Annotated in this window: 23 protein-coding genes; 12 read left to right on the forward strand and 11 right to left on the reverse strand. The window is 66.2% G+C overall.

Features of this window, described 5'->3' with window-relative positions; translation table 11 throughout:
- On the forward strand, positions 1 to 981 hold a 981-nt coding region (locus BJG92_RS11265), incomplete at its 5' end, for an alpha/beta fold hydrolase (RefSeq protein ID WP_232084095.1).
- 12 nt (positions 982 to 993) lie between these two features.
- On the opposite strand, the gene BJG92_RS11270 is transcribed toward BJG92_RS11265, so the two are convergent.
- From BJG92_RS11270 to BJG92_RS11280, 3 genes are all read right to left on the reverse strand, one after another.
- Positions 994 to 2,253, reverse strand: a complete 1,260-nt coding sequence (locus BJG92_RS11270) for an ABC transporter permease (RefSeq protein ID WP_232084096.1) — start codon at positions 2,251 to 2,253, stop codon at positions 994 to 996.
- Between the two features lie 2 nt (positions 2,254 to 2,255).
- The gene (locus tag BJG92_RS11275; protein ID WP_232084097.1) at positions 2,256 to 3,152 is read right to left on the reverse strand and encodes an ABC transporter ATP-binding protein; all 897 of its coding nucleotides are present in this window, start codon (positions 3,150 to 3,152) and stop codon (positions 2,256 to 2,258) included.
- A gap of 110 nt (positions 3,153 to 3,262) precedes the next feature.
- Positions 3,263 to 3,526, reverse strand: a complete 264-nt coding sequence (locus BJG92_RS11280; RefSeq protein ID WP_232084098.1) for a YegP family protein — start codon at positions 3,524 to 3,526, stop codon at positions 3,263 to 3,265.
- Between the two features lie 215 nt (positions 3,527 to 3,741).
- Here BJG92_RS11280 and BJG92_RS11285 point away from each other — a divergent pair, with 215 nt between their 5' ends.
- From BJG92_RS11285 to BJG92_RS11330, 10 genes are all read left to right on the forward strand, one after another.
- A complete protein-coding gene (locus tag BJG92_RS11285) occupies positions 3,742 to 4,047 on the forward strand; it encodes an acylphosphatase (protein ID WP_232084099.1) in 306 nt (101 codons plus the stop codon).
- A gap of 70 nt (positions 4,048 to 4,117) precedes the next feature.
- Complete coding sequence (locus BJG92_RS11290) at positions 4,118 to 4,453, forward strand: cupin domain-containing protein (RefSeq protein WP_232084100.1); 336 nt, start codon at positions 4,118 to 4,120, stop codon at positions 4,451 to 4,453.
- A 69-nt stretch (positions 4,454 to 4,522) separates the two neighbouring features.
- A complete protein-coding gene (locus BJG92_RS11295) occupies positions 4,523 to 5,878 on the forward strand; it encodes a diacylglycerol kinase family protein (protein WP_232084101.1) in 1,356 nt (451 codons plus the stop codon).
- 410 nt (positions 5,879 to 6,288) lie between these two features.
- The gene (locus BJG92_RS11300) at positions 6,289 to 7,191 is read left to right on the forward strand and encodes an ABC transporter substrate-binding protein (protein WP_232084102.1); all 903 of its coding nucleotides are present in this window, start codon (positions 6,289 to 6,291) and stop codon (positions 7,189 to 7,191) included.
- Positions 7,192 to 7,197: 6 nt separating this feature from the next.
- Positions 7,198 to 8,217, forward strand: a complete 1,020-nt coding sequence (locus BJG92_RS11305; RefSeq protein ID WP_232084103.1) for an amino acid ABC transporter permease — start codon at positions 7,198 to 7,200, stop codon at positions 8,215 to 8,217.
- Positions 8,214 to 8,981, forward strand: coding sequence for an amino acid ABC transporter ATP-binding protein (locus BJG92_RS11310; RefSeq protein ID WP_269461940.1), 768 nt, complete (start codon positions 8,214 to 8,216; stop codon positions 8,979 to 8,981). Before BJG92_RS11305 ends, BJG92_RS11310 begins: the two co-directional genes overlap by 4 nt.
- Positions 8,982 to 9,078: 97 nt before the next feature.
- Positions 9,079 to 9,681, forward strand: coding sequence for a trans-aconitate 2-methyltransferase (locus tag BJG92_RS11315; RefSeq protein ID WP_232084104.1), 603 nt, complete (start codon positions 9,079 to 9,081; stop codon positions 9,679 to 9,681).
- Between the two features lie 66 nt (positions 9,682 to 9,747).
- Complete coding sequence (locus BJG92_RS11320) at positions 9,748 to 11,109, forward strand: MFS transporter (RefSeq protein ID WP_232084105.1); 1,362 nt, start codon at positions 9,748 to 9,750, stop codon at positions 11,107 to 11,109.
- A gap of 161 nt (positions 11,110 to 11,270) precedes the next feature.
- Entirely contained in the window at positions 11,271 to 12,794 is a 1,524-nt protein-coding gene (locus BJG92_RS11325; RefSeq protein ID WP_232084106.1) for a glycosyltransferase, read from the forward strand.
- Positions 12,791 to 13,030 (forward strand): hypothetical protein, encoded by a 240-nt coding sequence (locus tag BJG92_RS11330; protein WP_232084107.1) that lies wholly within the window; start codon positions 12,791 to 12,793, stop codon positions 13,028 to 13,030. The genes BJG92_RS11325 and BJG92_RS11330 overlap by 4 nt, the downstream gene beginning before the upstream one ends.
- A 48-nt stretch (positions 13,031 to 13,078) precedes the next feature.
- Here the strand turns inward: BJG92_RS11330 and BJG92_RS11335 are convergent, their stop codons facing one another.
- Positions 13,079 to 14,275 (reverse strand): TerC family protein, encoded by a 1,197-nt coding sequence (locus tag BJG92_RS11335; RefSeq protein ID WP_232084108.1) that lies wholly within the window; start codon positions 14,273 to 14,275, stop codon positions 13,079 to 13,081.
- A gap of 219 nt (positions 14,276 to 14,494) precedes the next feature.
- Here BJG92_RS11335 and BJG92_RS11340 point away from each other — a divergent pair, with 219 nt between their 5' ends.
- Positions 14,495 to 14,773, forward strand: a complete 279-nt coding sequence (locus tag BJG92_RS11340; RefSeq protein ID WP_232084109.1) for an ester cyclase — start codon at positions 14,495 to 14,497, stop codon at positions 14,771 to 14,773.
- Here the strand turns inward: BJG92_RS11340 and BJG92_RS11345 are convergent.
- From BJG92_RS11345 to BJG92_RS11375, 7 genes are all read right to left on the reverse strand, one after another.
- Positions 14,721 to 15,773 carry a glycerophosphodiester phosphodiesterase family protein gene (locus tag BJG92_RS11345; RefSeq protein WP_232084110.1) on the reverse strand — a complete coding sequence of 351 codons (1,053 nt, stop codon included), beginning with the start codon at positions 15,771 to 15,773 and terminating at the stop codon, positions 14,721 to 14,723. The genes BJG92_RS11340 and BJG92_RS11345 overlap by 53 nt on opposite strands.
- Positions 15,774 to 15,914: 141 nt before the next feature.
- Positions 15,915 to 16,523, reverse strand: coding sequence for a hypothetical protein (locus BJG92_RS11350; RefSeq protein WP_232084111.1), 609 nt, complete (start codon positions 16,521 to 16,523; stop codon positions 15,915 to 15,917).
- 133 nt (positions 16,524 to 16,656) lie between these two features.
- The gene (locus BJG92_RS11355; protein WP_232084112.1) at positions 16,657 to 17,055 is read right to left on the reverse strand and encodes a type II toxin-antitoxin system VapC family toxin; all 399 of its coding nucleotides are present in this window, start codon (positions 17,053 to 17,055) and stop codon (positions 16,657 to 16,659) included.
- A 217-nt stretch (positions 17,056 to 17,272) separates the two neighbouring features.
- The gene (locus tag BJG92_RS11360; protein ID WP_232084113.1) at positions 17,273 to 17,764 is read right to left on the reverse strand and encodes a hypothetical protein; all 492 of its coding nucleotides are present in this window, start codon (positions 17,762 to 17,764) and stop codon (positions 17,273 to 17,275) included.
- Between the two features lie 60 nt (positions 17,765 to 17,824).
- Complete coding sequence (locus BJG92_RS11365) at positions 17,825 to 18,583, reverse strand: DinB family protein (protein WP_232084114.1); 759 nt, start codon at positions 18,581 to 18,583, stop codon at positions 17,825 to 17,827.
- 95 nt (positions 18,584 to 18,678) lie between these two features.
- Positions 18,679 to 19,386: a thymidylate kinase gene (locus BJG92_RS11370; RefSeq protein WP_232084115.1), complete on the reverse strand. Its 708-nt coding sequence runs from the start codon at positions 19,384 to 19,386 to the stop codon at positions 18,679 to 18,681.
- A gap of 591 nt (positions 19,387 to 19,977) precedes the next feature.
- Positions 19,978 to 20,835, reverse strand: coding sequence for a PhzF family phenazine biosynthesis protein (locus BJG92_RS11375; RefSeq protein WP_232084116.1), 858 nt, complete (start codon positions 20,833 to 20,835; stop codon positions 19,978 to 19,980).
- Positions 20,836 to 20,875 lie beyond the last annotated feature (40 nt).

A 20,875-nucleotide genomic window follows, 5' to 3' on the forward strand; every position in this document is an offset into this window, starting at 1 on the left:
GCCCCCGCCCCCGCGCGGCAGCCGAAGCGCCGCAGGGCATTGCGCGTCATCGCCGTGGCGGCCCTCATCGCTGTGGGGTTTGGGCTGGTCTCGACGGCGGCCAACGTTCTCCTGGAGCGGCAGGAACGGGCGAGCATCACCCCTTACGGCGAACGGATTTCCATCGCTGGCGGAACGGTCAATGTGTACCGCAACGGCCACGCCGGGCAGCCGATTGTGCTCCTCAGCGGTCTGGGCACGGCCGCGCCCGCGCTGGACTTCGCCCCTTTGATCAGGGAGCTGGCCGACTTCAACGTCGTGGTTGTGGAGGGATTCGGCTACGGCTACAGCGACATGAGCGCCAGCGAGCGGACCAACAAGAACATCAGCACGGGAGTCCACGAGGTGCTCGGAAAGCTCAACCTCGCGCAGCCGTACGTCCTGGCCGGGCACTCGATCGCGGGCTTCTATCTGCTGGACTACGCCAACCGGTATCCGGCGGAAGTTTCGGCTGTGATCGGGATCGATCCCACCGTGCCGGCGGCCAAGAGCGGGCCCGTGGAGGTGCAGGCGGGTGGGGTCAGCCTGGAGCGGATCCTGTCCTTCACCGGTGTGGTGCGGGACATCACTGCGGTGGCACCGGGGCTCGTAGAACCGGACGGGGACGCGTTTACGGCGGACGAGCGTGAACGCATGCGCCTGATGATGAGCTGGAACCTGGGCAACCCGGCTGTCGCCGATGAGACGGCCAGGATCGGAAACAACGCCTCGGATCTGCGGGGCGTGAGCTATCCCGACGGGCTGCCCGTGCTCATCTTTGTCTCCGGTGCCGGGTCTGCGGCCCAGGCGGCCAAATCGGCGTCGCTGGAAAGCCTCCTACAAAACGTTAAACGCCATCAAATCATCCCGCTCGACGCCGGCCACTACCTGCACTGGACCCAGGCAAAGCCCATGGCCGCGGCGATCAGGAAGTTCCTCGGGAGCCCCCCGCCGGCCCACTAGCCTGCCCCTGCCTCAGGTGACCGGCGTCGGCGTCGTATCCCCGGCGGCCCGCCGCGATCCTGACCGCAGCGCGGTGCGGATGTTGACCTTGGAGGTGTAGGAGATCGAGCCGTACTGGAAGAGGCGCACGGCGAGGCGGAGCATGACGGCGGCCCCCGCGAACAGGATCACGATCACGATTCCGGCTTCGGGCAGGCTCAGCGAGCCGAAGCCGTTCCGCAGCAGCGCGGTGACCGGGGCCGAGAACGGGAAGTAGGTGAAGATCTGCACGATCATCGCGTGCGGGTCCGAGACCACCAGGGCCACGGCGTAGAACGGCACGAAGATCAGGGCCATCATCACCCCCATGAAGTTGCCGGCTTCCTTCGCGGTGGGCATCACGGCGCCGATGGCCACCAGCGTGGTGGTGAACAGCGCAAAGCCCCCGGCCAGGATCAGGAATCCGACGGTCATCCGGACCGGGTCGAAGGCCAGCGGCGGAAGGTCCAGGGCGGAAAGGCTCAGCTGCTCCGGGAAGAAGACGCGGCCGATGATCACTGGGGAGAGGAACACGACCATCTGCACCAGGCCGATCCCGAACAGGGCGATCACCTTGCCCGCGATCAGGGTGGTCGGTTTCAGGGTGGTCAGGATCATCTCGGTGACGCGGTTTTCCTTCTCCTCCAGGGTGGAGTTGAGCATCTGGCCGGCGAGGAGCACGATCAGCCCGTAGAAGATCACCAGGAAGAACAGCGGCGGGATGACGGAGCCCAGGCCGCCGGATTCCTTGCTGCCCTCGTACGTGAGGGTCTCCACCTGTACCTTGCCGGCTGCCAGCGTGGACAGCTGCGGGGAGCTGATCTTTTGTTCGACGGCGCGGCTCAGCATGGCCTGCGCGACGGCGGCGTACTTGCCGTTCTCGAAGATCCCCTGGTCCTTGCCGTAGACGCGCACGGACGTGGTTTCCGGGGTGGCGGGGAAATCGAAGTAGGCGACGACGGTGCCGGACTGCACGGCCCGGACCCCGGCGGCCGGGGATTCCGCGGGGCGGGCCCCGAAGACGGCGGCCACCTCGGCGGTGATCAGGCCGGAGGCGTCCGTGTAGGCGATGGTGAACTGGGCGCTCTTCTGCGCCTCGGCCGCGGTGTCCGTTGTGGAGTTGCTCAGGAAGATCAGTCCGAACACAATCGCGATCATGACCGGAACGGCCAGGGTGCCGATCCAGAAGCGGCGCTTTGTCACAGTGCGGATGAACTCGAAGCCGATCACCGTGCCGAGATTGCGCTGCGCCATGACTAGGTGCCGTCCCCCGCGAAGGCCGGCACCGGGTTGTTCTGCGCGCCGTAGACCCGGATGAAGATGTCCTCAAGCGAAACCTTGGTGGTGGTGAAGCTGCGCACGGTGACGCCGGCGTCGACCAGGTCCTTGAGGATGTCCGCCTCATCGGTGGTGTCCGTGATGGACAGCTCCGCGTAGTTGGTTTCCTGGAGCATCACTTCGTAATGGGGTGAGCGCGGGATGCTGCCGCCGTGCTTGATCCTGATGATGCGGCCGCCGTATTTGTTCTGTACCGCGTCGATGGTGCCGTAGGCCTCGGACACGCCGTCCTTGAGCAGGATGACGCGGTCGCAGAGCCGCTCCACTTCCTCCATCTGGTGGGTGACCATGACCACGGTGGCGCCGCCGCGCTTCTGCTCGGCGATGATGTCCATCAGCAGGCGGCGGTTGACGGGGTCGAAGCCCTTGGTGGGTTCGTCCAGGATCAGGAGCTCGGGGTTGTTCATGATGGTCACGCCCAGCTGCACCTTCTGCTGCTGCCCGCTGGAGAGCTTGTCCAGCAGGGAGCCTGCCTTGTCCGCCAGCGCCACCCGGTCCAGGTACTCCAGGGACCATTGCCGGGCGGCGCGCCGTTCCATCCCTTTGAGCCGGCCGAAGTAGGTCATGATGTCGATGACCTTTTCCTTCTTGTAGAGCCCGCGCTCCTCCGGGAGGTAGCCCAGCCGGTCTCCGTGCTCGGGCTTGAAGTCCCGGCCGTTGATATGCAGGATCCCGGCGGTGGGTTCGTAGATGCCCAGCAGTGCGCGGATGGTGGTGGTCTTCCCGGAGCCGTTGCTGCCCAGGAAGCCGAACGTCTCGCCGGCGTGCACATCGAATGAGAGGTCCCGGATCACCGTGGTATCGCCGAAGTCCATACGGAATCCGCTAATGTGGACCCGCGCCTCGCCCATGGCTGCTCCCGACTGTGGCGGACCGTCCCCTCGGCCCGGGTGACTACTGCATACCGCCTGCCCGGACCCCGTGCCTAGACGGCGGGGAAGTGCCGGTGGCGGCGGTGGGCCGGCGTCGGCACACCAGCCCTACTAGTGCCCGTCCCGCCCCAGGCGTTCGTGCGCGCCTCTTTGATCAGGCCGGTGCCGGCGCACTCGCGGACATCCATGATGCCGTCCGCGGCCGCCCGCTTGTCGCTGTAGGCCTTGGAAATCGCCAGCACGGTTCCGTCAGCTCCCAGCAGCCTGAACCGGATGTTTGCCTCGGAGTCCGTGAAGATCTCGAATTGTCCTGCCATCGTCTTGTCCTTTCGGGCACTGCGGGCACCGCGGGCGGGTAAGGCACGTCCCTGTGCCGGTGCCGTTTGCTCGACAAGATCCCGCGATGCTCCTGAACAGCCTGCCAGCTTGCGTCGGCTGGAGGTAAGGGGCAAAGGTCCCCTTGCCCGGTGGCTGCACGGCCGCTAGCCCGACGGCCCTGCCGGCTCCTTCTCCCGGGCGCTACATTGGGGGCATGGCTGAGCTTCCAGTGAGGGATTCCGGCGAGTGGGTCCGGCTGACGGCGGGGGTGGACGGCGTCGTACAGGCCGTCGGCTTCCGGTACTGGACGGTGCGCAAGGCCGAGGAGCTGGGACTGACGGGAACGGTGAGGAATAACGACGACGGCTCGGTGGGCATCGTGGCGGAGGGGCCTCGGCCGGAGGTGCTGGAGTTCCGCCGCTGGCTGCGCTCGCCGGAGGCGCCCGGGCGCGTGGAGAACGTGGAGGAAGTGATCTCCGGTGCCACCGGGGCGTTCAGTAACTTCCAGGTGGTGTTCTGACGTGCAGCTCCGGTCCTGAACGGGGCAAAGGACCCTCGGCAGGAAGCCCATTTCTGGGTATGGTGACCCCATGCAGAAGATATCGCTTGATGCCCTTGCCCGTCAGCAGATTGCGGCTGCGGTGGCGGCACCCAGCGGACGTGCTGCGGATACGGCCTTTGGCGGACACGAGAAGGTGCTCCGCCAGACGGTGATGGCGTTCCGGGCCGGGACGCAGCTGAGCGAGCACCAGAACCCGGGGGAAGCGACCGTTTTTGTTCTGCGCGGCTGCGTCCGGCTTCGCGCCGGCAAGGAGTCCTGGCAGGGGAAGGCCGGTGACCTCCTGATCGTCCCTGACGGGCTGCACAGCTTGGAAGCGGAAGAGGACTCGGCCATTCTGATGACCGTGGCGAAACTCAAGGCCTGACGACTCCACCCTAGGGGGGAGAACGGCCGGGGCGACCGGCCAGGACCGGATCAGTGCAAGGAGCAGGACATGACTGGCATCCACGTCGCAGAAGTCCCCCAGACCCGGCGCTGGTGGGCACGGGCCGCCTTCGTCGCGATCTTCTGCGCGGCGGCCGTCCCGCTGGTGGCCGCCGGTGTGCTTGGCACCGTTGCGCTGCTCCTGACGGGTGCCGGCGGCGTCGTGGTGACCGTGGCAGGGATCTACTGGTTCCTCATCAGCCGCGGTGCCCTGCGCTGGTTTGCGATCGCGCTGGCGGTGATCGCCCCGCTGGTGGTCCTGGTCCTGTTCATTCAAGCCGGCCTGCTGTTGGAGGTCATGATCGCACTTGCGCTGGTGCTGATAGCGGTGGTCTGTGCCCGTACGGCCCTCCGGGAACGCCGGGAGGGCTCCATGATGACCGAGTACCCCGCTCCCGCAGCGCAGCATCCCTTCCTGGTCATGAATCCGCGGTCCGGCGGGGGCAAAGTGGTCAAGTTTGACCTGCGGCGGAAAGCGGAGGAGCTCGGCGCCGAAGTGGCCCTGCTCGAGGGGCCGGGGACAGTGGATGTGGATGCCCTGGCCCGGGACGCGGTGGAACGCGGCGCCGATCTGCTCGGAGTCGCCGGTGGAGACGGCACCCAGGCCCTGGTGGCCGGTATCGCGGCCGAGCACAACCTCCCGTTCCTGGTGATCAGCGCCGGCACCCGCAACCACTTCGCCCTGGATCTGGGCCTGGATCGGGAGGACCCTACGGGCTGCCTGGACGCCCTCCGTGACGGGGTGGAGCTTCATGTCGACCTAGGCAAGATCAACGGCCGCACTTTCGTCAACAACTCATCCTTCGGGGTCTATGCAGAGGTGGTGCAGAGTCCGGAGTACCGCGATGACAAGGCCGCTACGGTGCTGGAGATGCTTCCGGACCTGATCAAGGGCGACAAGGGCGCGCGGCTGCGCGCCCACGTCGACGGCACCACAGTGGACGGACCGCAGGCGGTGCTCGTGAGCAACGGTCCCTACGGCGGCCACGACCTCGCGGGCCTGGGGCGCCGCACCCGGCTCGACCGCGGCGTGCTGGGTGCGGTGGCGCTCTCCGCCTCCAGCACCCGTGAAGCTGTCGGCCTGCTGCGTCGTGCGACGACGCGCGGCCTGATTCAGCGCACCGCGGCGGAGGTGGTTGTTGACGCCGACGTGCCCGAAATTCCCGTCGGCGTGGACGGGGAGGCCCTGCTGCTTCCCACCCCGGTGCGGTGCACCATCGAACCCGGCGCCCTGCGGGTGCTGGTTCCGCGGAACCGTCCCGGCGTCCCGCCTGCCCAGCCGGCGCTGGACCTGGTCCGGCTCCGCGAGCTGGCGTGGGGGCACCGGGACGCGTCGTCCGCAAAAACGGCGGCTGCCCATGGCTGACGGCAAGGCCCAGGTGCGCTTTGCCATAGTTGCAGCCAGACGAATCATGCCCAGTGGGGGACCAAACCCCACCGCGCCTCCCAGACTTCGCGGCCCGGTTCCTCCGGAATCCGCGATGTTCCGGTGTCCGGTGTCTACCTGTACGGACTGGTCGCGGCGGGCGCGCCAGGGTGTCGGGCGCATCATTGAGATCTCCGCGGACGAACTCCGGCGTACGATGACGCTAATAGGCGTTTCCAGCATTTCCGAATTGAAAGCGCGGGGCGGGGAATTCTTCGGGACATCCGTCATTCCGGAGAAATCCACGAACCAACAGCATCAGGCACCACGCACCAATGAGTTCTGAACACACAGTGCCCTCCCGCAGCGTTGCGGAAGCCCACTGCTTCACTCACCAGCTAAGGAAAACAATGCGCACCCGATACGTTCTTCCCGTTCTCACCCTAGCCACGGCGCTCTCCCTGTCCGGCTGCGTCAACAACAGCGAACCGGCCGCCACCGGCGGGGCCTCCGGAACCGCGGACGCCGTCGTCGTGAAAAAGAACGACGCCGTCGCCAGCATGCTCCCGGAGAAAATAAAGACCGCCGGCGTGCTGAACGTCGGCATGGCCAACAACTACCCGCCCAACGAATTCAAGGACGATAACGGGGCGCCGGCCGGCTGGTCCGTGGATCTCACTAATGCCCTGGCCCAGGTCATGGGATTGAAGGCCAATTTCGATATCGGCACGTTCGACAACATTCTCCCGGCCGTGCGCGCAGGAAAAGATGACATGGGCATGTCCTCCTTCACGGACACGCTGGAACGCGAAAAGCAGGTGGATTTCGTCAACTACTACTCCGCCGGGATCCAGTGGGCCGCCGCCAAGGGCAAGACCGTGGACCCCACCAACGCCTGCGGGCTCAAGGTCGCCGTCCAGGCAACCACTTATGAGGACACCCACGAGGTGCCCGCCAAGTCGAAGGCCTGCACCGACGCCGGCAAACCGGCCATCACCATCTTCAGGTACGACGCCCAGGACCAGGCGACCAACGCCTTGGTGGTGGGTCAGGTGGACGCCATGAGCGCCGATTCGCCCGTCACTCTCTATGCGATCTCCAAGACCAAGGACAAGCTGCAGACCGCCGGCGACGCGTTCGAAGTGGCACCGTACGGCATCCCCGTGGCCCAGGGCAGCGAATTTACCCCCGTCCTGCAGAAGGCCCTCCAGACGCTGATCGACGACGGTACCTACAACAAGATCCTGTCCAAGTGGGGAGTGGAAGCCGGCGGCATCAAGACGGCCGCCCTCAACGTGGCAGCCAAAGGGTGATAACTCATGAGCGAGCCGAAATCCGACCGGATGATTGAGGCGGAACCCGGCGCCACGGCGCGCGCCGGCAGGAAACGGGACGCTGACAACGCGCCACCGGAGGCTATCGTCGCCATCCCGCTGCGGCACCCCTGGCGGAACGTGGTGGCGGTGCTCCTCGTCCTTGGCCTGGCGGTCTTTATCTTGGACGCCGCCCAACGCTCGGACTACGGCTGGACGGACGTCGGCAAGTACATCTTCGACCGACGGATCAGCCAGGCAGCGTGGGTGACCTTGTGGCTGACCGTCTACGCGATGATCGGCGCGATCGTCATCGGCCTGCTCCTCGCCATCATGCGCCTCTCGCCGAACCCGGTGCTCAAGAGCATCGCCTGGCTGTACATCTGGATTTTCCGCGGAACCCCGGTCTATGTCCAGCTGGTTTTCTGGGGCATCGTCTCGCTCATCTATCCCGTCTTCACGCTGGGCATTCCGTTTACGGAGCCGTGGGTGACCATCCCGAACGAGGTGTTCACCAACCTCTTCATCACCGCCGTGATCGGGCTGGCCCTCAACGAGGCCGCCTACATGTCAGAGATCGTGCGGGCAGGGCTCCTGTCCGTGGACGAGGGCCAGGCAGAGGCCTCGACGGCGCTGGCCATGTCCTGGGGGCAGACGATGCGGTTCGTCGTGGTTCCCCAGGCGATGAAGATCATCATTCCGCCGACCGGCAACGAGGTGATCTCGATGCTCAAGACCACCTCGCTGGTGGCGGCGATCCCGTTGAGCATTGACCTCTATGGGGTGTCGCGCGGTATTTCCGCCGTGACGTTCACGCCGGTGCCGCTGCTGCTTGTGGCGTCCCTCTGGTACCTGCTGTTCACCTCTATCCTGATGGTGGGCCAGCACTTCATTGAAAAACGGTTCTCGCGCGGGACCGGGCGGGTCAAAGCGGACAAGGATTCGCCGACGCCGGAAACGGCACCCACGGCGGTTCCCGGCGAGCCCGGGGCGCCCCTCGGAACAGACGCTGGAGGAAAAGGATGACGGACGCGCCCATGGTGCTCGCGGAGCGGGTTTCCAAGAATTTCGGTTCCAACAAGGTGCTGCGCGGGATCAGCCTGGAGGTCGATCCCGGCGAGGTTCTCTGCATTGTGGGCCCCAGCGGGTCGGGCAAGTCAACGTTCCTGCGCTGCATCAACCACCTGGAACGGGTTGATGGCGGCCGGCTTTCGGTGGACGGCCAACTGGTGGGCTACCGTCAAAAGGGAGACAAGCTTTACGAACTGAAGCTCAAGGAAGCGGCTTTCCAACGTCAGGAAATCGGGATGGTCTTCCAACGGTTCAACCTGTTTCCGCACCTGACCGCCCTCGAAAACGTCACCCTGGCCCCCGTGCGCGTGAAGGGCCTGTCCAAGGCCAAAGCCACCGCCCGGGCCACGGAACTGCTGGAGCGTGTGGGGCTGGGGGACAAAGGCGGTGCATATCCGGCGCACCTGTCAGGCGGGCAGCAGCAGCGCGTGGCCATCGCCCGCGCCCTGGCCATGGACCCGAAGCTCATGCTCTTTGACGAGCCCACCAGCGCCCTGGACCCGGAACTCGTGGGCGAGGTACTCGACGTCATGAAGGGATTGGCCAAGAGCGGAATGACCATGATCGTGGTGACCCACGAGATGGGGTTCGCCCGCGAGGTCGCGGACACGCTGGTCTTTATGGACGAAGGCGTCGTGGTGGAGGCGGGCCCGCCCCGGCAGATCCTCAGCGATCCGCAGCACGAGCGGACCAAGGCGTTCCTGTCCAAGGTCCTCTGACATCCCGAGTCGAATGCGCATCTAGCGTAGCCCGCGCGGCTTAGGGACCAGTGCAGCAGCTGTGGTCTCACGGCTCCGCGGGTGGAAAAATGAAGCTGTGGGAAGCCTCGTGGACAGCAGGGTCTGGACGGACTACAACGCCGCCCAGGCGAGGCGTTCCGTGCGCCAGCTGTGCCTCGACGCCATGGCCCTTGCCGGTCCGGGACACGGCCGCCAAGCCATCGATCTCGGCTGCGGGGCCGGGAAGGAAACTCTAGCCATGCTGAACGACGGCTGGCGGGTATACGCCGTCGACTCCCTCCCGGACACGCGCGAGCGGATGCTGGCAACCGTGCCGGCCGCCTTGGCTGGACAGCTCAGTGTGGAGGTGAGCCCGTTCGAGGACCTCGGGAGTCTGCCGGAGGCGGACCTCATTCACGCCGGCTATTCGCTGCCCTTCATCCACCCTGGGCGCTTTGGACGCGTCTGGCGGATGACGCAAGCGTCCCTGGGTGGCGGGGGAGTGATCGCGGTGAACCTGTTCGGAGACCGGGATTCCTGGGCGGACGTCCCCGAGTGGAACTTCCACACCGAAGCGGAAGCGCGGCAACTCTTCGAGAGCCTGGAGATCCTGAAGTTTGAGGTGTTCGACGCCGACGGGCAGTCGTTCCGGGGACCCAAACACTGGCACATCTTCGACGTGATCGGGCGGCGGCCCTGACCCGTTGAACGGCTGGCTGCGGCCCGTCATGTTCGGGACGTGGCTCCCGTAGGACAGACTGTTGCCGTGAGCAACTCTCCCCGGACGGACCTGGCCGTCGCAGGACTCAGCCTGGGCACGGCCCTCAACCCGCTGAACTCCTCGATGATCGCCGTCGCCCTCGTGGTGCTGCGCGCGGACTTCGGGCTCGACGTCGCCACCGTCACCTGGGTGATTACCTCGTTCTATCTCACCTCGGCGGCGGGGCAGCCGCTGATGGGCCGGCTCGCGGACCGCTTCGGCCCGCGGCGCCTGTTCATGCTCGGCATGGCCTTGGTGGCCGTGACCTGCGCGGTGGCCCCGTTCGCGCCGAACTTCGCCGTGCTCTGTGTGGCCCGCGCCTTCATGGCGCTCGGCACGGCGACCGCCTACCCGAGCGCCGTCGTCATGGTCGGGGCGCTGGCGAGGCAGGCGAACGTGAAGTCCACCCAGCCGCTGGGCCGGATCCAGATGGCCAACACCTCGGCGGCTGCGGTCGGGCCCGTGGTCGGCGGGCTGCTGGTGGGCTTCGTCGGCTGGGAGGCCCTGTTCCTGGTCAACGTCCCGCTGTCGATCGCGGCGATTCTCCTGGTCCGGCGATACGCGCCGGCGGACGAGGACCGCGAACGCGGCCGCGTCTCGGAGCTGCTGCGGGACTCGGACATCCCCGGCATCCTGGCCTTCGTCGGCTCCCTGGTCCTGGTGATGATGGCGCTGCTGAATGTGCTGCCGGGCTACCGCTGGTGGCTGCTGGGCGCCGGTACCCTGCTCGCCGTCCTGTTCGCCTGGCGCGAACTGCGCTTCGCCCCGCCGTTCCTGGACCTGCGCCTGCTGGGGCGCAACCGGCCGCTCCTGCTGGTCTACCTGGGCTTTGCCGTGTTCAACGGCGTCTACTACTTCGCGTTCTTCGGCCTCCCGCAACTGCTGCAGGAAGCCGGGGGATACAACCCCGGCGTCGTGGGGCTGCTGATGCTGCCGCTGGCGGCGATGTCGGTGGTGGTCACGCCGTTCGCGGTCCGCGCCATTGACCGCTTCGGCGTGAAGCGCGTGCTGGTTGCCGGCGTCGTCCTGCTGGTGGTCGCCTCCGGCATGATGTGGCTGCTGACCGCGTCCTTCGCCATCCCGCTGGTGGTGGCCCTGACCGCGCTGCTGGGCGTCCCGTACGGGGTGGTCAGCATCGCCTCGAGCCAGGGAATGTTCGTGTCCACCCGGCCGGAAGAGCGCGGGGTGGCCGCCGGGATCTTCCAGACCTGCCGGTACCTCGGGGCGATCACGGCCACAGTGCTGATCGGCATCTTCTACGGCACCGGCGTGAACCAGGCCAACTGGGGGCTGATGGTCTTGGTGATGCTGGGGCTCGGCGCGGTGGTGTTTGTGGTGTCGCTGGCGTGGCGGGAGACGCGCAGCTAGGTACGACGGCGGGCCTGCCGCGTCACGGACGAGTAACGAACCACCGCACGCCCCATCCGCCGGAGTCGACGGCGCCGAACCCTCCCGAGGTGGCCCTGATACGCGGACGGACGGCTGCTGATCCTGTTAGAGACTGACCGTTGATGTGGCAGGAGCAATAAATGAGCAAACACCGTGCACCCGACGACGGCGGCCGTGAGGCGCCGGGGCAGCTGGCCCCCGGCGGCAGCCGGAGAAATCCCCGCTACGCCGGGCTGCTGATCGCGGGCTCCGTGGTGGCCGCAGCAGCAGCCGTCTGGACCATGGTGTCGGGGGGCGGTGCGATGGCCTCCGAGGCCCCGGCGGAGGGCCTTGTCTTCGGCATCTGGAAAGTGCTCTACGCCACCGAGGCGCCGGCGCCGCGCGTCATCACCGCCGCGATCGTCGTCGCGCTGGTCCTCGCGGCCGGAGTGGCACTGCTGGAGCAGCGGATCGGTAACCGCAGCCGTCGCTCGCTCAACATCAACTCCAAACCTCTGGCGCCCAAGGTCATCATGGCGGCGACCCGCGGCGTCTACGCCGGCCCGGTGACCGTGACGGTGCTCATTCCGGCGCACAATGAGGAGGCCTCGCTGCCGCTGACGTTGACTTCACTCATGGACCAGTCCCACCCGCCTGAGCGGATCATCGTGGTTGCCGACAACTGCACCGACGGGACCGTGGCAGTCTGCCGGGCCGCCGGCGTCGAGGTCTACGAAACGGTGGGCAACATCCACAAGAAGGGCGGCGCCCTGAACCAGGTGCTGAGTAAGCTCCTGCCCGGGCAGGGGGACAACGACGTCGTGATGATCATGGACGCCGATACCCAGCTCGACGACGGGTTCCTCGCCTCAGCGGTGCGGCGGCTCAGCGCCGACCGGGCCCTGATGGCGGTCGGCGGCCTCTTCTATGGTGAGGAGGGCCACGGAATACTCGGCCAGTTCCAGCGCAACGAATACGTCCGCTACGCCCGGGACATGCGGCGCAGGCGGGGCCGGGTCTTTGTCCTCACCGGCACGGCCTCGGTCTTCCGCCCGGTAGCGCTGCGCACGGTGGCCGAAAGCCGCGGCGCCTCCCTCCCCGGGACACCCGGGGACGTCTATGACACGGCGGCCCTGACCGAGGATAACGAGCTGACGATTGCCTTGAAGTCGCTCGGGGGGCTGATGATCTCGCCGCAGGAGTGCACCGTGGTCACCGAACTGATGCCCACGTGGCGGACCTTGTGGGCGCAGCGGCTGCGCTGGCAGCGCGGGGCCCTGGAGAACCTCGGGGCCTATGGGTTCACTCCGCAGACCATGCGCTATTGGGCGCAGCAGCTCGGCATCGGCTACGGCGTGATCGCGTTGGGGTCCTACCTGCTGCTGATCATGCTGATGATCCTGGCCCTGGACAACTGGGTCTGGTTCCCGTTCTGGCTGGGCCTCGGCGCGATCTTCACGGTGGAACGCGTCGTGACCGTGTGGCGGGGCGGCTGGCGCGCCCGGCTGCTGGCGGTGCTGATCCTTCCCGAGCTGGTCTTCGACATGTACCTGAACATCGTCTACGTCAAGGGAGTCATCGATCTGTCCGTGGGTCGCCAGGCCGCGTGGAAGCACTTGGAGCACGCCGCGTCGCCCTCAAACACCCAGTCCGTATCCCTGCCGACCACACCCGGGAGACCATGATGATGACCAACCACGTGCTGGCACCGGCGGGACTCCTGCTGCCGCACACGCTGCTTGAAAGCAATGCGTTCGCCACCCTGGCCGCGTTCGTCGCCATCAACACCGTGATGTACGTGGCGCTGGCGGTCGCCAAGACCCTGCCGAAGGTGTACGTCACCGATTGGATCCGCCGCAACAACGAGCGGGCGGAGCCGCGCGGCATCGACCCCGGCGCCGCCGATTCCGGCCCGCGGTAGCTCGCTGCGGTAGTTGGTTGGTGACCTGGGTGGGTTTGACCGGCGCGGCTAGCGCTGGTTTTCGCGCTGGAGGGCCTCGTCGTGCGCGGCGTGGGCACGGTGCAGCAGGTCCATGAACTCGGTTTCATTGTGGATGAGCTTTTTGTACTTCTCCGGCAGCTTCCGCAGCTGGTCTTCTTCGCTGACCATCTTGGTGAAGATCCGGTCCCGTTCCACGATGTCGGCCTCGTAGTTGAGGTCCAGGTAGTCGGTGGCGTGCCGCTTGGCGCCCGAGACGGCGTTTTTGGCCTTGCCCTTGGGGCTGAAGATGGAGGCCAGGACGGTGACGGTGAGGACACCGAGGATCACCAGGAGCGAGGCGCCGGTGCTGATCTCGAGGACGTTGACGTGTTCGCCGTCGTTGATGAACGGCAGGGTGTTCTCGTGGAGGGCGTGCAGGACCAGTTTCACCCCGATGAATCCCAGGACGGCGGCAAGGCCGTAGGAGAGGTAGATCAGCCGGTCCAGCAGCCCGTCGATCAGGAAGAACAGCTGCCGCAGGCCCATCAGGGAAAACGCCGTGGCCGTGAAGACGACAAAAACGTTCTGGGTGAGCCCGAAGATGGCGGGAATGGAGTCGAGCGCGAACAGGATGTCCGTGCCGCCGATCGCCACCATGACCAGGAGCATCGGGGTGAGGACGCGTTTGCCGTTTTCGATCGTGAACAGTTTGTCGCCGTCGTAGTGCGAGGAGGCGGGGAGGAACTTCTTGGCCAGGCGGACGATGAGCCCGTCGGAATCGTCGTCGTGCGAATCGGGCCGGAGGAGGTTGCCGGCCGTGAGGAGCAGGATGAGTCCGAAGATGTAGAACACCCAGGAGAAGCTGTTGATCAGGGCGGCGCCGAGGAAAATGAACGCCGTCCGTGCGATTAGCGAGAAGACGATGCCGAACAGGAGCACCTTCTGCTGGTCGGCGCGGGGCACCCGGAAGCTGGCCATGATGATGAGGAAGACGAAGAGGTTGTCCACCGAGAGGGCCTTCTCGGTGACGTAGCCGGCGAAGTACTCCGTTCCCATTTCGACGCCGCCGAAGACCAGCACGCCGACGCCGAACAGCAGGGCGATGCTGACGTAGATCGTTGACCAGATGGCCGATTCCCGGAGAGTAGGGGTGTGGGCCTTGCGGACGTGGAAAAAGAAATCGAAGGCCAGCAGGCCCACTATGCCGATGATCGTCAGGATCCAAACAATGGTGGGGACTTGCATGCTGCCTCAATTTTATGTCGGCCGTTAGGTCGGCGGGGGGCGGGTCACTCTTACGAACGAATGTCATGCGCCCGGAGTGCCGGATTCCTGCCAAGTTTACCGGCAATGCCCCGCAGAGCCTCACTACCTATGCACAGCAGTTCTCGGCGCTCCGCGCCCGCGTTCTCAACGGAATGGAGGCGTCACTGGCGGCGGGTTTGCGGGCCATGGCCGAGCAACATGGCCGGAATCCCGGCAAGCGGCAAGAGCGTTGAGTTCGACTGCACTGACATCATCCGTGTCGAGGACGGCAAGGTGGCCGAGCGCTGGGGCACCGCGCCCGGAAACAACAAAGGGCTGTCCACGTTCCACTTGGAAACGCGGACAGCCCTTTTCGCTGTGAGGCTTCGGCCCTTGCGGCCCTGGGACCGCGTTGACCGGCTGCAGCCCCCCCGCCGTCATGCGTCTAGACGGTCGCTGCGTAGGCCTTGGGCAGCTTCAGTCCGCGCTCTTCCATGACTGTGCGCAGGCGGGTGGGGTAGTCGCTGATGATGCCGTCCGCGCCGAGGTCCATCAGCCGGTTCATGTCCGCCGTGGTGTTGACGGTCCAGGGGATGACCGGCAGGCCAAGTTCATGGGCTTCAGCGATCATTCCGGGGGTGACGGATTTGAAGGCGGGGGAGATGGCGTCATAGCCCTGGGCAGCCGCCGCCTTGGCAAGGGATCCGCCGAAGGTGTCGATGTCGATGCCGCCGAGGTTGGGGCTGGCGCCGGGCCGGCCCACCTCGAGCCAGGCATCACCGCTGGAGAGGGCCACCAGTGGCAACTCCGGGGCGATCTCCTTGGTCAGGTTCAGCGAGGACCAGTCGAACGACTGCACGGTGGTGCGGTCCGCCATGCCGGAGCCGTTGATCTCCTTGACGACTGCCTTGGTCAGGGCCACCATGCCGCCGCCGCCGGACTTGCCGTCCTCTACCTTGGTTTCGATGTTGAAGCGGACCTTCTTGGCATCGGCGTCGCGCACCAGCGCGAACACATCCTTGAGCTCGGCGATCCGGTTGCCCTCGATCACGTCCTGCTCCGGGAACCCCTTGAGCTGGGTGAACCCGCAGTCCAGCGTCTTGACCTGGGCGAGCGACAGCTCGGCAACCCGGTCGCCGACATACGGGAAGGCCGCGTCGCCCGGCGCGGCCGGGGCAGTGTCCTGGCACTTGTCTGCCTGGATCGTGTCGTCGTGCCAGACGATGATCTTGCCGTCGGAGGTCAGATGGGTGTCCAGTTCCAGGGTGGTCACGCCCAGCTTCAGCGAGTTGGCGAACGCGGCCAGGGATTCCTCGGTCCACTCGCCGCGGCCGCCGCGGTGGGATTGCAGGTCAAAGGAACCGTTGCGCTCGTTGGTCTTGATTTCAGCGTTCGACGACGGCGCGGGGCCTGCTTCGGAGGGTGAGGCGGCGACGGCGGGGCTCGCCAGCGAGGCGATGAGCGCGGCGGCGGCCGCGGCAGTCAGGACTGTGCGCATGGTGGTGGTTCCTCCTGGGTGGCGGTTGCCGGCGCTGCGCCGGCGACCCGACAACACTAGGGAAGGAACATGGACTGCGGTGTTCGGGGGACTGGATCCCGGGTGAACAGTTCGTCGCGGAGGCCGCACCACCTGCAGCGCTCAGGCGGTCTGGCTGGGGGGCTGTTCCTGGGCGAGGGCCTGGACCCATTCGGGGGTCACCTTGCCCAGCCGGCGGTCCGTGACTTCCCGAAGCTGGGCCGCCGCGATCTGCATGGCGCGGTCATCGTCGTCGAGGACTTCTTCCGGTTCCATCTTGCGTGGTGCGGGTTCCCCGTCCACAGCGGCGCCGGGCTCCGTGGGGCGGCGCGCCCGAGCCGCCCGCGTGGGCTGCGCTTCGCCCGTGGCGCGGGCCCCACGGGCTTGGGCCGCCTGGTCGAGAGGCCGCTCCGATGCTGCTTCCAGGACGGCGAGCTCGCCCTCGCCAGCCAATTCGCTTTCACCCAGGACTTTGAGGACTTTCAGCCCGATCGTGCCGCGCTTCGTGTCCCCGGAGTAGACGGCGTCCAGGGCCCAATGGGTCCGCTTCCACCATTCGGCACGGTTGTCCGCTTCAGCTTTCTGCTTCAAGGTCCGCCAGCCGATGACCCCTGCGACCAAGGCACCGAGGAGCACCGCCAGCGGACCCAGCGCGGCAAGAATCTGCCACCACTCGGCGGGCCCGGTGTGCACAAAGACCTCGATAGGCGCAGGAGACGGAGTCGGTGGCATGCGACCAGCTTAAGCCGCAGCTCCGACGGCCGTCCTCGACGGCGTTTTTGGTGACCGGGCCGCTGTCTACCAGTGATTCCGGCAAGCCAGGGTCATTCGGCTCAATAGACTCAGGGAACGGGGGGATCTGCGACTACGGAGTCGTGCCAGGTGACTGGGTTCGGAGCCCGGCTTCCGCCGCGGCGGAGACCAGTTCGACGTTGTACGCGACCAGGACGTCCGCCTGCAGCCGGATAGCGGTGGCGAGGTGGATGGCGTCGGCGCTGCGCAGCCTTCCGGGCATCGCAGCGGCGTACATAAGATCCGCGCGGGCCACGTCCACGAGGTTGATCCCGTTCAACACCGTGTTGATCAACTCGACCGGCAGCCCGCGGCGGCTGCCCACGCAATGCAGTTCCGTATAGAGGAGCATGGAGGCCACCAAGTGATCGCCGCCATGCACCTTTGCTGAAAAATAGCGCGCGGCGGCAGCGGATTCGGTTTCCTCGATGACCAGTTTGAGGGCCGCCGACGTATCTATGTAGACGATCAACGGTCGCCGCGCAGCTCGGACATGATTTCTGCGCTGGTTGCGGCACTGCTGGCTCGCCGCAGCATCTGGAAGTCCACAGGGTCCGAGGCAGCGCGCCGTACGCTTCCGGACAGCAGCAGCCGCTCGAACGCAGAGACGGCAGGCGGGATCAACGTGGCGGCCACTTCGCCGTTGTTCGTGACGTCGATGGTCTTAGTCCTAGGGCCGACGGCTTGGATTACTCTTCTTGGGCTGCTGCGTCAGCGGCTGCGCCCGGGACGGTTCCGCTCAGGGTGCCGATGTAATCGAGCGTTTTGGGACTGACGTGCCGCACGGCCGCGAGGGCCTCCCGGAGACCGGTTCTTTTGGCCGGGTCACCGAGGGCGTCGCGGAGTTCGGTTACCGTGTCAATGCCCTGGCGCTCGAACACGACCGTGATGTCCTCTATCTGGGCGAGACGGCCTGGAGAGGGCCAGTCGATGACGTCCGAGAGCTTCCCGCTATCGAGGCGCTGGCGGAATGCGCTGGTCGTGGCGGCATCCGGCCATGCCGCAATGAGAGCTTCGACCCGCGGTTTGACGGTCGCGTGGTAGTTCTGCCGTCTTTGCAATGTGGCATCGACAATGATGGCCCCGATGTGGTCCCAGCCGCGGCTGACGTCGGTCGAGGCGTCTGTCCCGAGCGGGTCCGCTGGGGCTTGAAGGTTGGCGGCATCATTATCGTTAGTCATAAGGAAATCCTTGCACGTGCAGGCAGTGGGTTTGCTCTCGCGTAAGCCGGGACTGGGGCTTTAGGTTCCGAACCCGGCCCCGATCGCGTCGAGATCACGGACGGCGTAGCGGAGGTGCTCCCATTCCTCATTGAGAATGGTGTGCAGGCAGGAGAGAACGGTCACCGGCATTTCGGGTGCCCACGGACTTCGGCGAGTCGCGGACAGGTCAGCCGCCGTGACAACGGCGAGGTAGTCCCTGACCAGGGCTGCCCTGCCGGCCCGGACCTCAAGTACGTCCGCATACGACGGCGTTTTCTTTGAGAAGACAGCAAGATCGTACCCGTCGGTCTCGTACTCTGCGTTGGGTTGGCCGATGGGGTGATAGGGCTGTTCGATGTCCAAGATTCCCCGGCCCAGCCAGGTGTCCGTGGCCATGACCAGGTGGCGCAGTGTCTGGGCGAAGGACCACTCCCCGTCCACCGAGATATCAACCGTGCCGGGCGGCATTGACGCGGCCCGATCGAGCGTGGCCTGCCAGGTCCCCTCCAGCCCGGCCCAGGCTGCCCGCAGCCCGTCGGGATCTCCGGAGCGTCGGTCTGCGCGGCCGGGGAAGCGGCGGTTGAGTTCCGCCTCGACGAAGGGGACGACGTCGATGCCGTTGATGCGTAGGGTGTTCCCGCCTTCGAGCAGCCACGGTGCATCGAGGTCCGCCCCGGCCGCGTCCACCGCACGCATCACCGCGCCGGACAGGTCGGACCGGACGAACCGGGCTCCCCGCAGGTTCACGTCGGTGAATTGTGCGCCCCGGAGGTCATCGGACTGATCGAAAGCTGCCATGCCGGCCACTGTGCCACGGTTTGGCCAGTCGCGCAGCACCATCGGGGCCCGGTCAGGCGGGCGTTTTCACCCGGGCCGAGCTCACCCAGTCTGACCTAACCTTCAGCGGAGCTTGAGGGGCCGCACCTCTGAGGCACCCCGCCGGCCAGGGCGAGCGCCTGCCAGATGTCCTCAACGATCTGCTCCGGGGAAGCTCCGGCGTCGATGGTGACGAAGGAGGGGAAGTCGTCGAGTTCCCTGTAGCCCCGATCGAAGGCCTGCAGATTCTCAAGGGCCTCGGAGTCGGTGGCCCGCTCGATGACTCGGGTGTAGGCAGTATCAGCCGGCACGTTGAAGTAGAACACCAGGTCCGGGCTGGGCAGGAGCCGCAGCAGCCACGGCAGTGGTCGTCCCGGGCCCAGGCCCTTGACGTGCTTGAGGGCTAGTTGGCAGTAGAGGTAGCGGTCCATGATGATGATTCCGGGAAAAAACCTGGCACGCAGATGGGAAACCAGGACGTTGAGGCAGCGGATACCCGTTTCCACGGAGTCCAGCAGGCCGGTCGGAACCTGGAGGCCGAGACGGCTGCTCCATGCGATGAACCTGCTCCGCCCACAGGGATTCATCGTTACGAGCGCAGGCTGACCGGATGCAACGAGCCGCCGGGCAAGCAGCCTCCCCGCCGTGGACTTGCCGGCACCATCAATGCCGGCGAGAACAATGATCATGGCCCGTGGGCGCCGTGATGGCCGCGGGCCCTCGGAGGTTTCGACAGCCACGGCATCCTCAACAGCTGCGGCATCGTCGACGACGGGAACGTTCATGGGGACCTGCCTCCAGTCAGTTAGTGCACCAACTGGAGGTCTCTCCCGGCCGCGATGATCGGCCCTGCCCGCCGGAGTGTCCTGGGACTCTCGTATTGACGACGGGCCGGATGTGGGGATACTCCCCTCCGTATGTATCTAGTGAAGCATGCGTCACCTATCGAGGGAAGAGCAGCGTGTCGGCCGGGCGTCGAGGAGGGGCCAACGACCGCTTCCGGCGTCGGCCGGAGCCTGACAGGCTCAGGCCAGTTCGGCGCAGATATTCCTGCTTGTTCCCCAGGTGTCCAGTGATAAGAGCGTGGACTGATCGGCGGCCAGGGTGTACACGATACGGCGGTAGTACTGGGTAGTGCTCGGTCCTTGGGGGGTGTCGATGGGAAACAGTATGGTCCCGGCTGTTCCGGTCTCGGTGACGGTGAAAGTTCCATCTGCTGCCGTTGATGTGCTGGCGCACCAGGCAAAGGGGTAACCCTGAAGAGTCGGCAACGACTATACGAAACGCGAGCATAACGACGTCTGGATCCTTCGCATCGTCTGGAAATCCACAGGCTCCGGTGACGACAATGCAAGAGCTACTCAGGCCCCTACGATTCAACTGATCCGGACGGCTCCACCACTCACCACGATCCCGCCGAAGGGCGGGATGTCGACGGTGAGCAGGCTCGGGCGGCCGACATGGCTGCCCTGGTGCACCACTACGCGGCTGGGCGGCTCCACGAATGACAGCAAGCGAAGGTATCCGCCGAAAGCAGCTGCAGCCGACCCGGTCGCCGGATCCTCGGTGATGGTGCCCACCGGGAAGAGGTTGCGTGAGTCGAACTCGTCCGGTCCCATCTCGTAGAGCGTCGTGACGGTGCCGGACCAGTTCTGGGAATCCATCAGCGCACGCATGGGATCCGGGTCGAAAACGAACGAGTCAAAGGTCTCCCGTTCTGAGAAGACGAGAATGGGGTGCCAGTTCCCGGCAAAAGCGACCATCGGCGGGTACCCAGGGTTCAGCTCGGAACGCCCGACGCCGAGCAACTCCAGCAGGGTGCCCAGCACGCCGTCGGGGAATTCGGCCACCCGCGGCTCCACGGACGTAAAGCGGGCCGTCACGGCTGCGCCCTGGCCTGCGGTCTCGATCACGACAGGCCCCACAGCCGTGTCGAAGATAAACGTCCCGGTGCCATCACGCCCGGACAGCGCAACGGCTAAAGCAATCGTGGCGTGGCCGCAAAACGGCACCTCGGCGATCGGGGAGAAGTACCGCACCCGGTTTCGGCGGGAGTCTCCGCCAACCCCCGCCTCGGTGACGAAGACCGATTCCGCATACCCGAGGTCGGCCGCGATCGCCTGCATCCGGGCGTCCTCGAGCCGGGCGGCGTCCAGGACCACTCCCGCCGGATTTCCCCCTGCGGGGGTGGTGGTGAAGGCGGCATAGCGCAGTACTTCCGTCGGCTCTTCCATTCCGCCATAGTCGCACAGCGGTCAAGATGGCGGAGGCCGC

Source organism: Arthrobacter sp. SO5 (assembly GCF_020532805.1).
Taxonomy (GTDB): Bacteria; Actinomycetota; Actinomycetes; order Actinomycetales; family Micrococcaceae; genus Arthrobacter.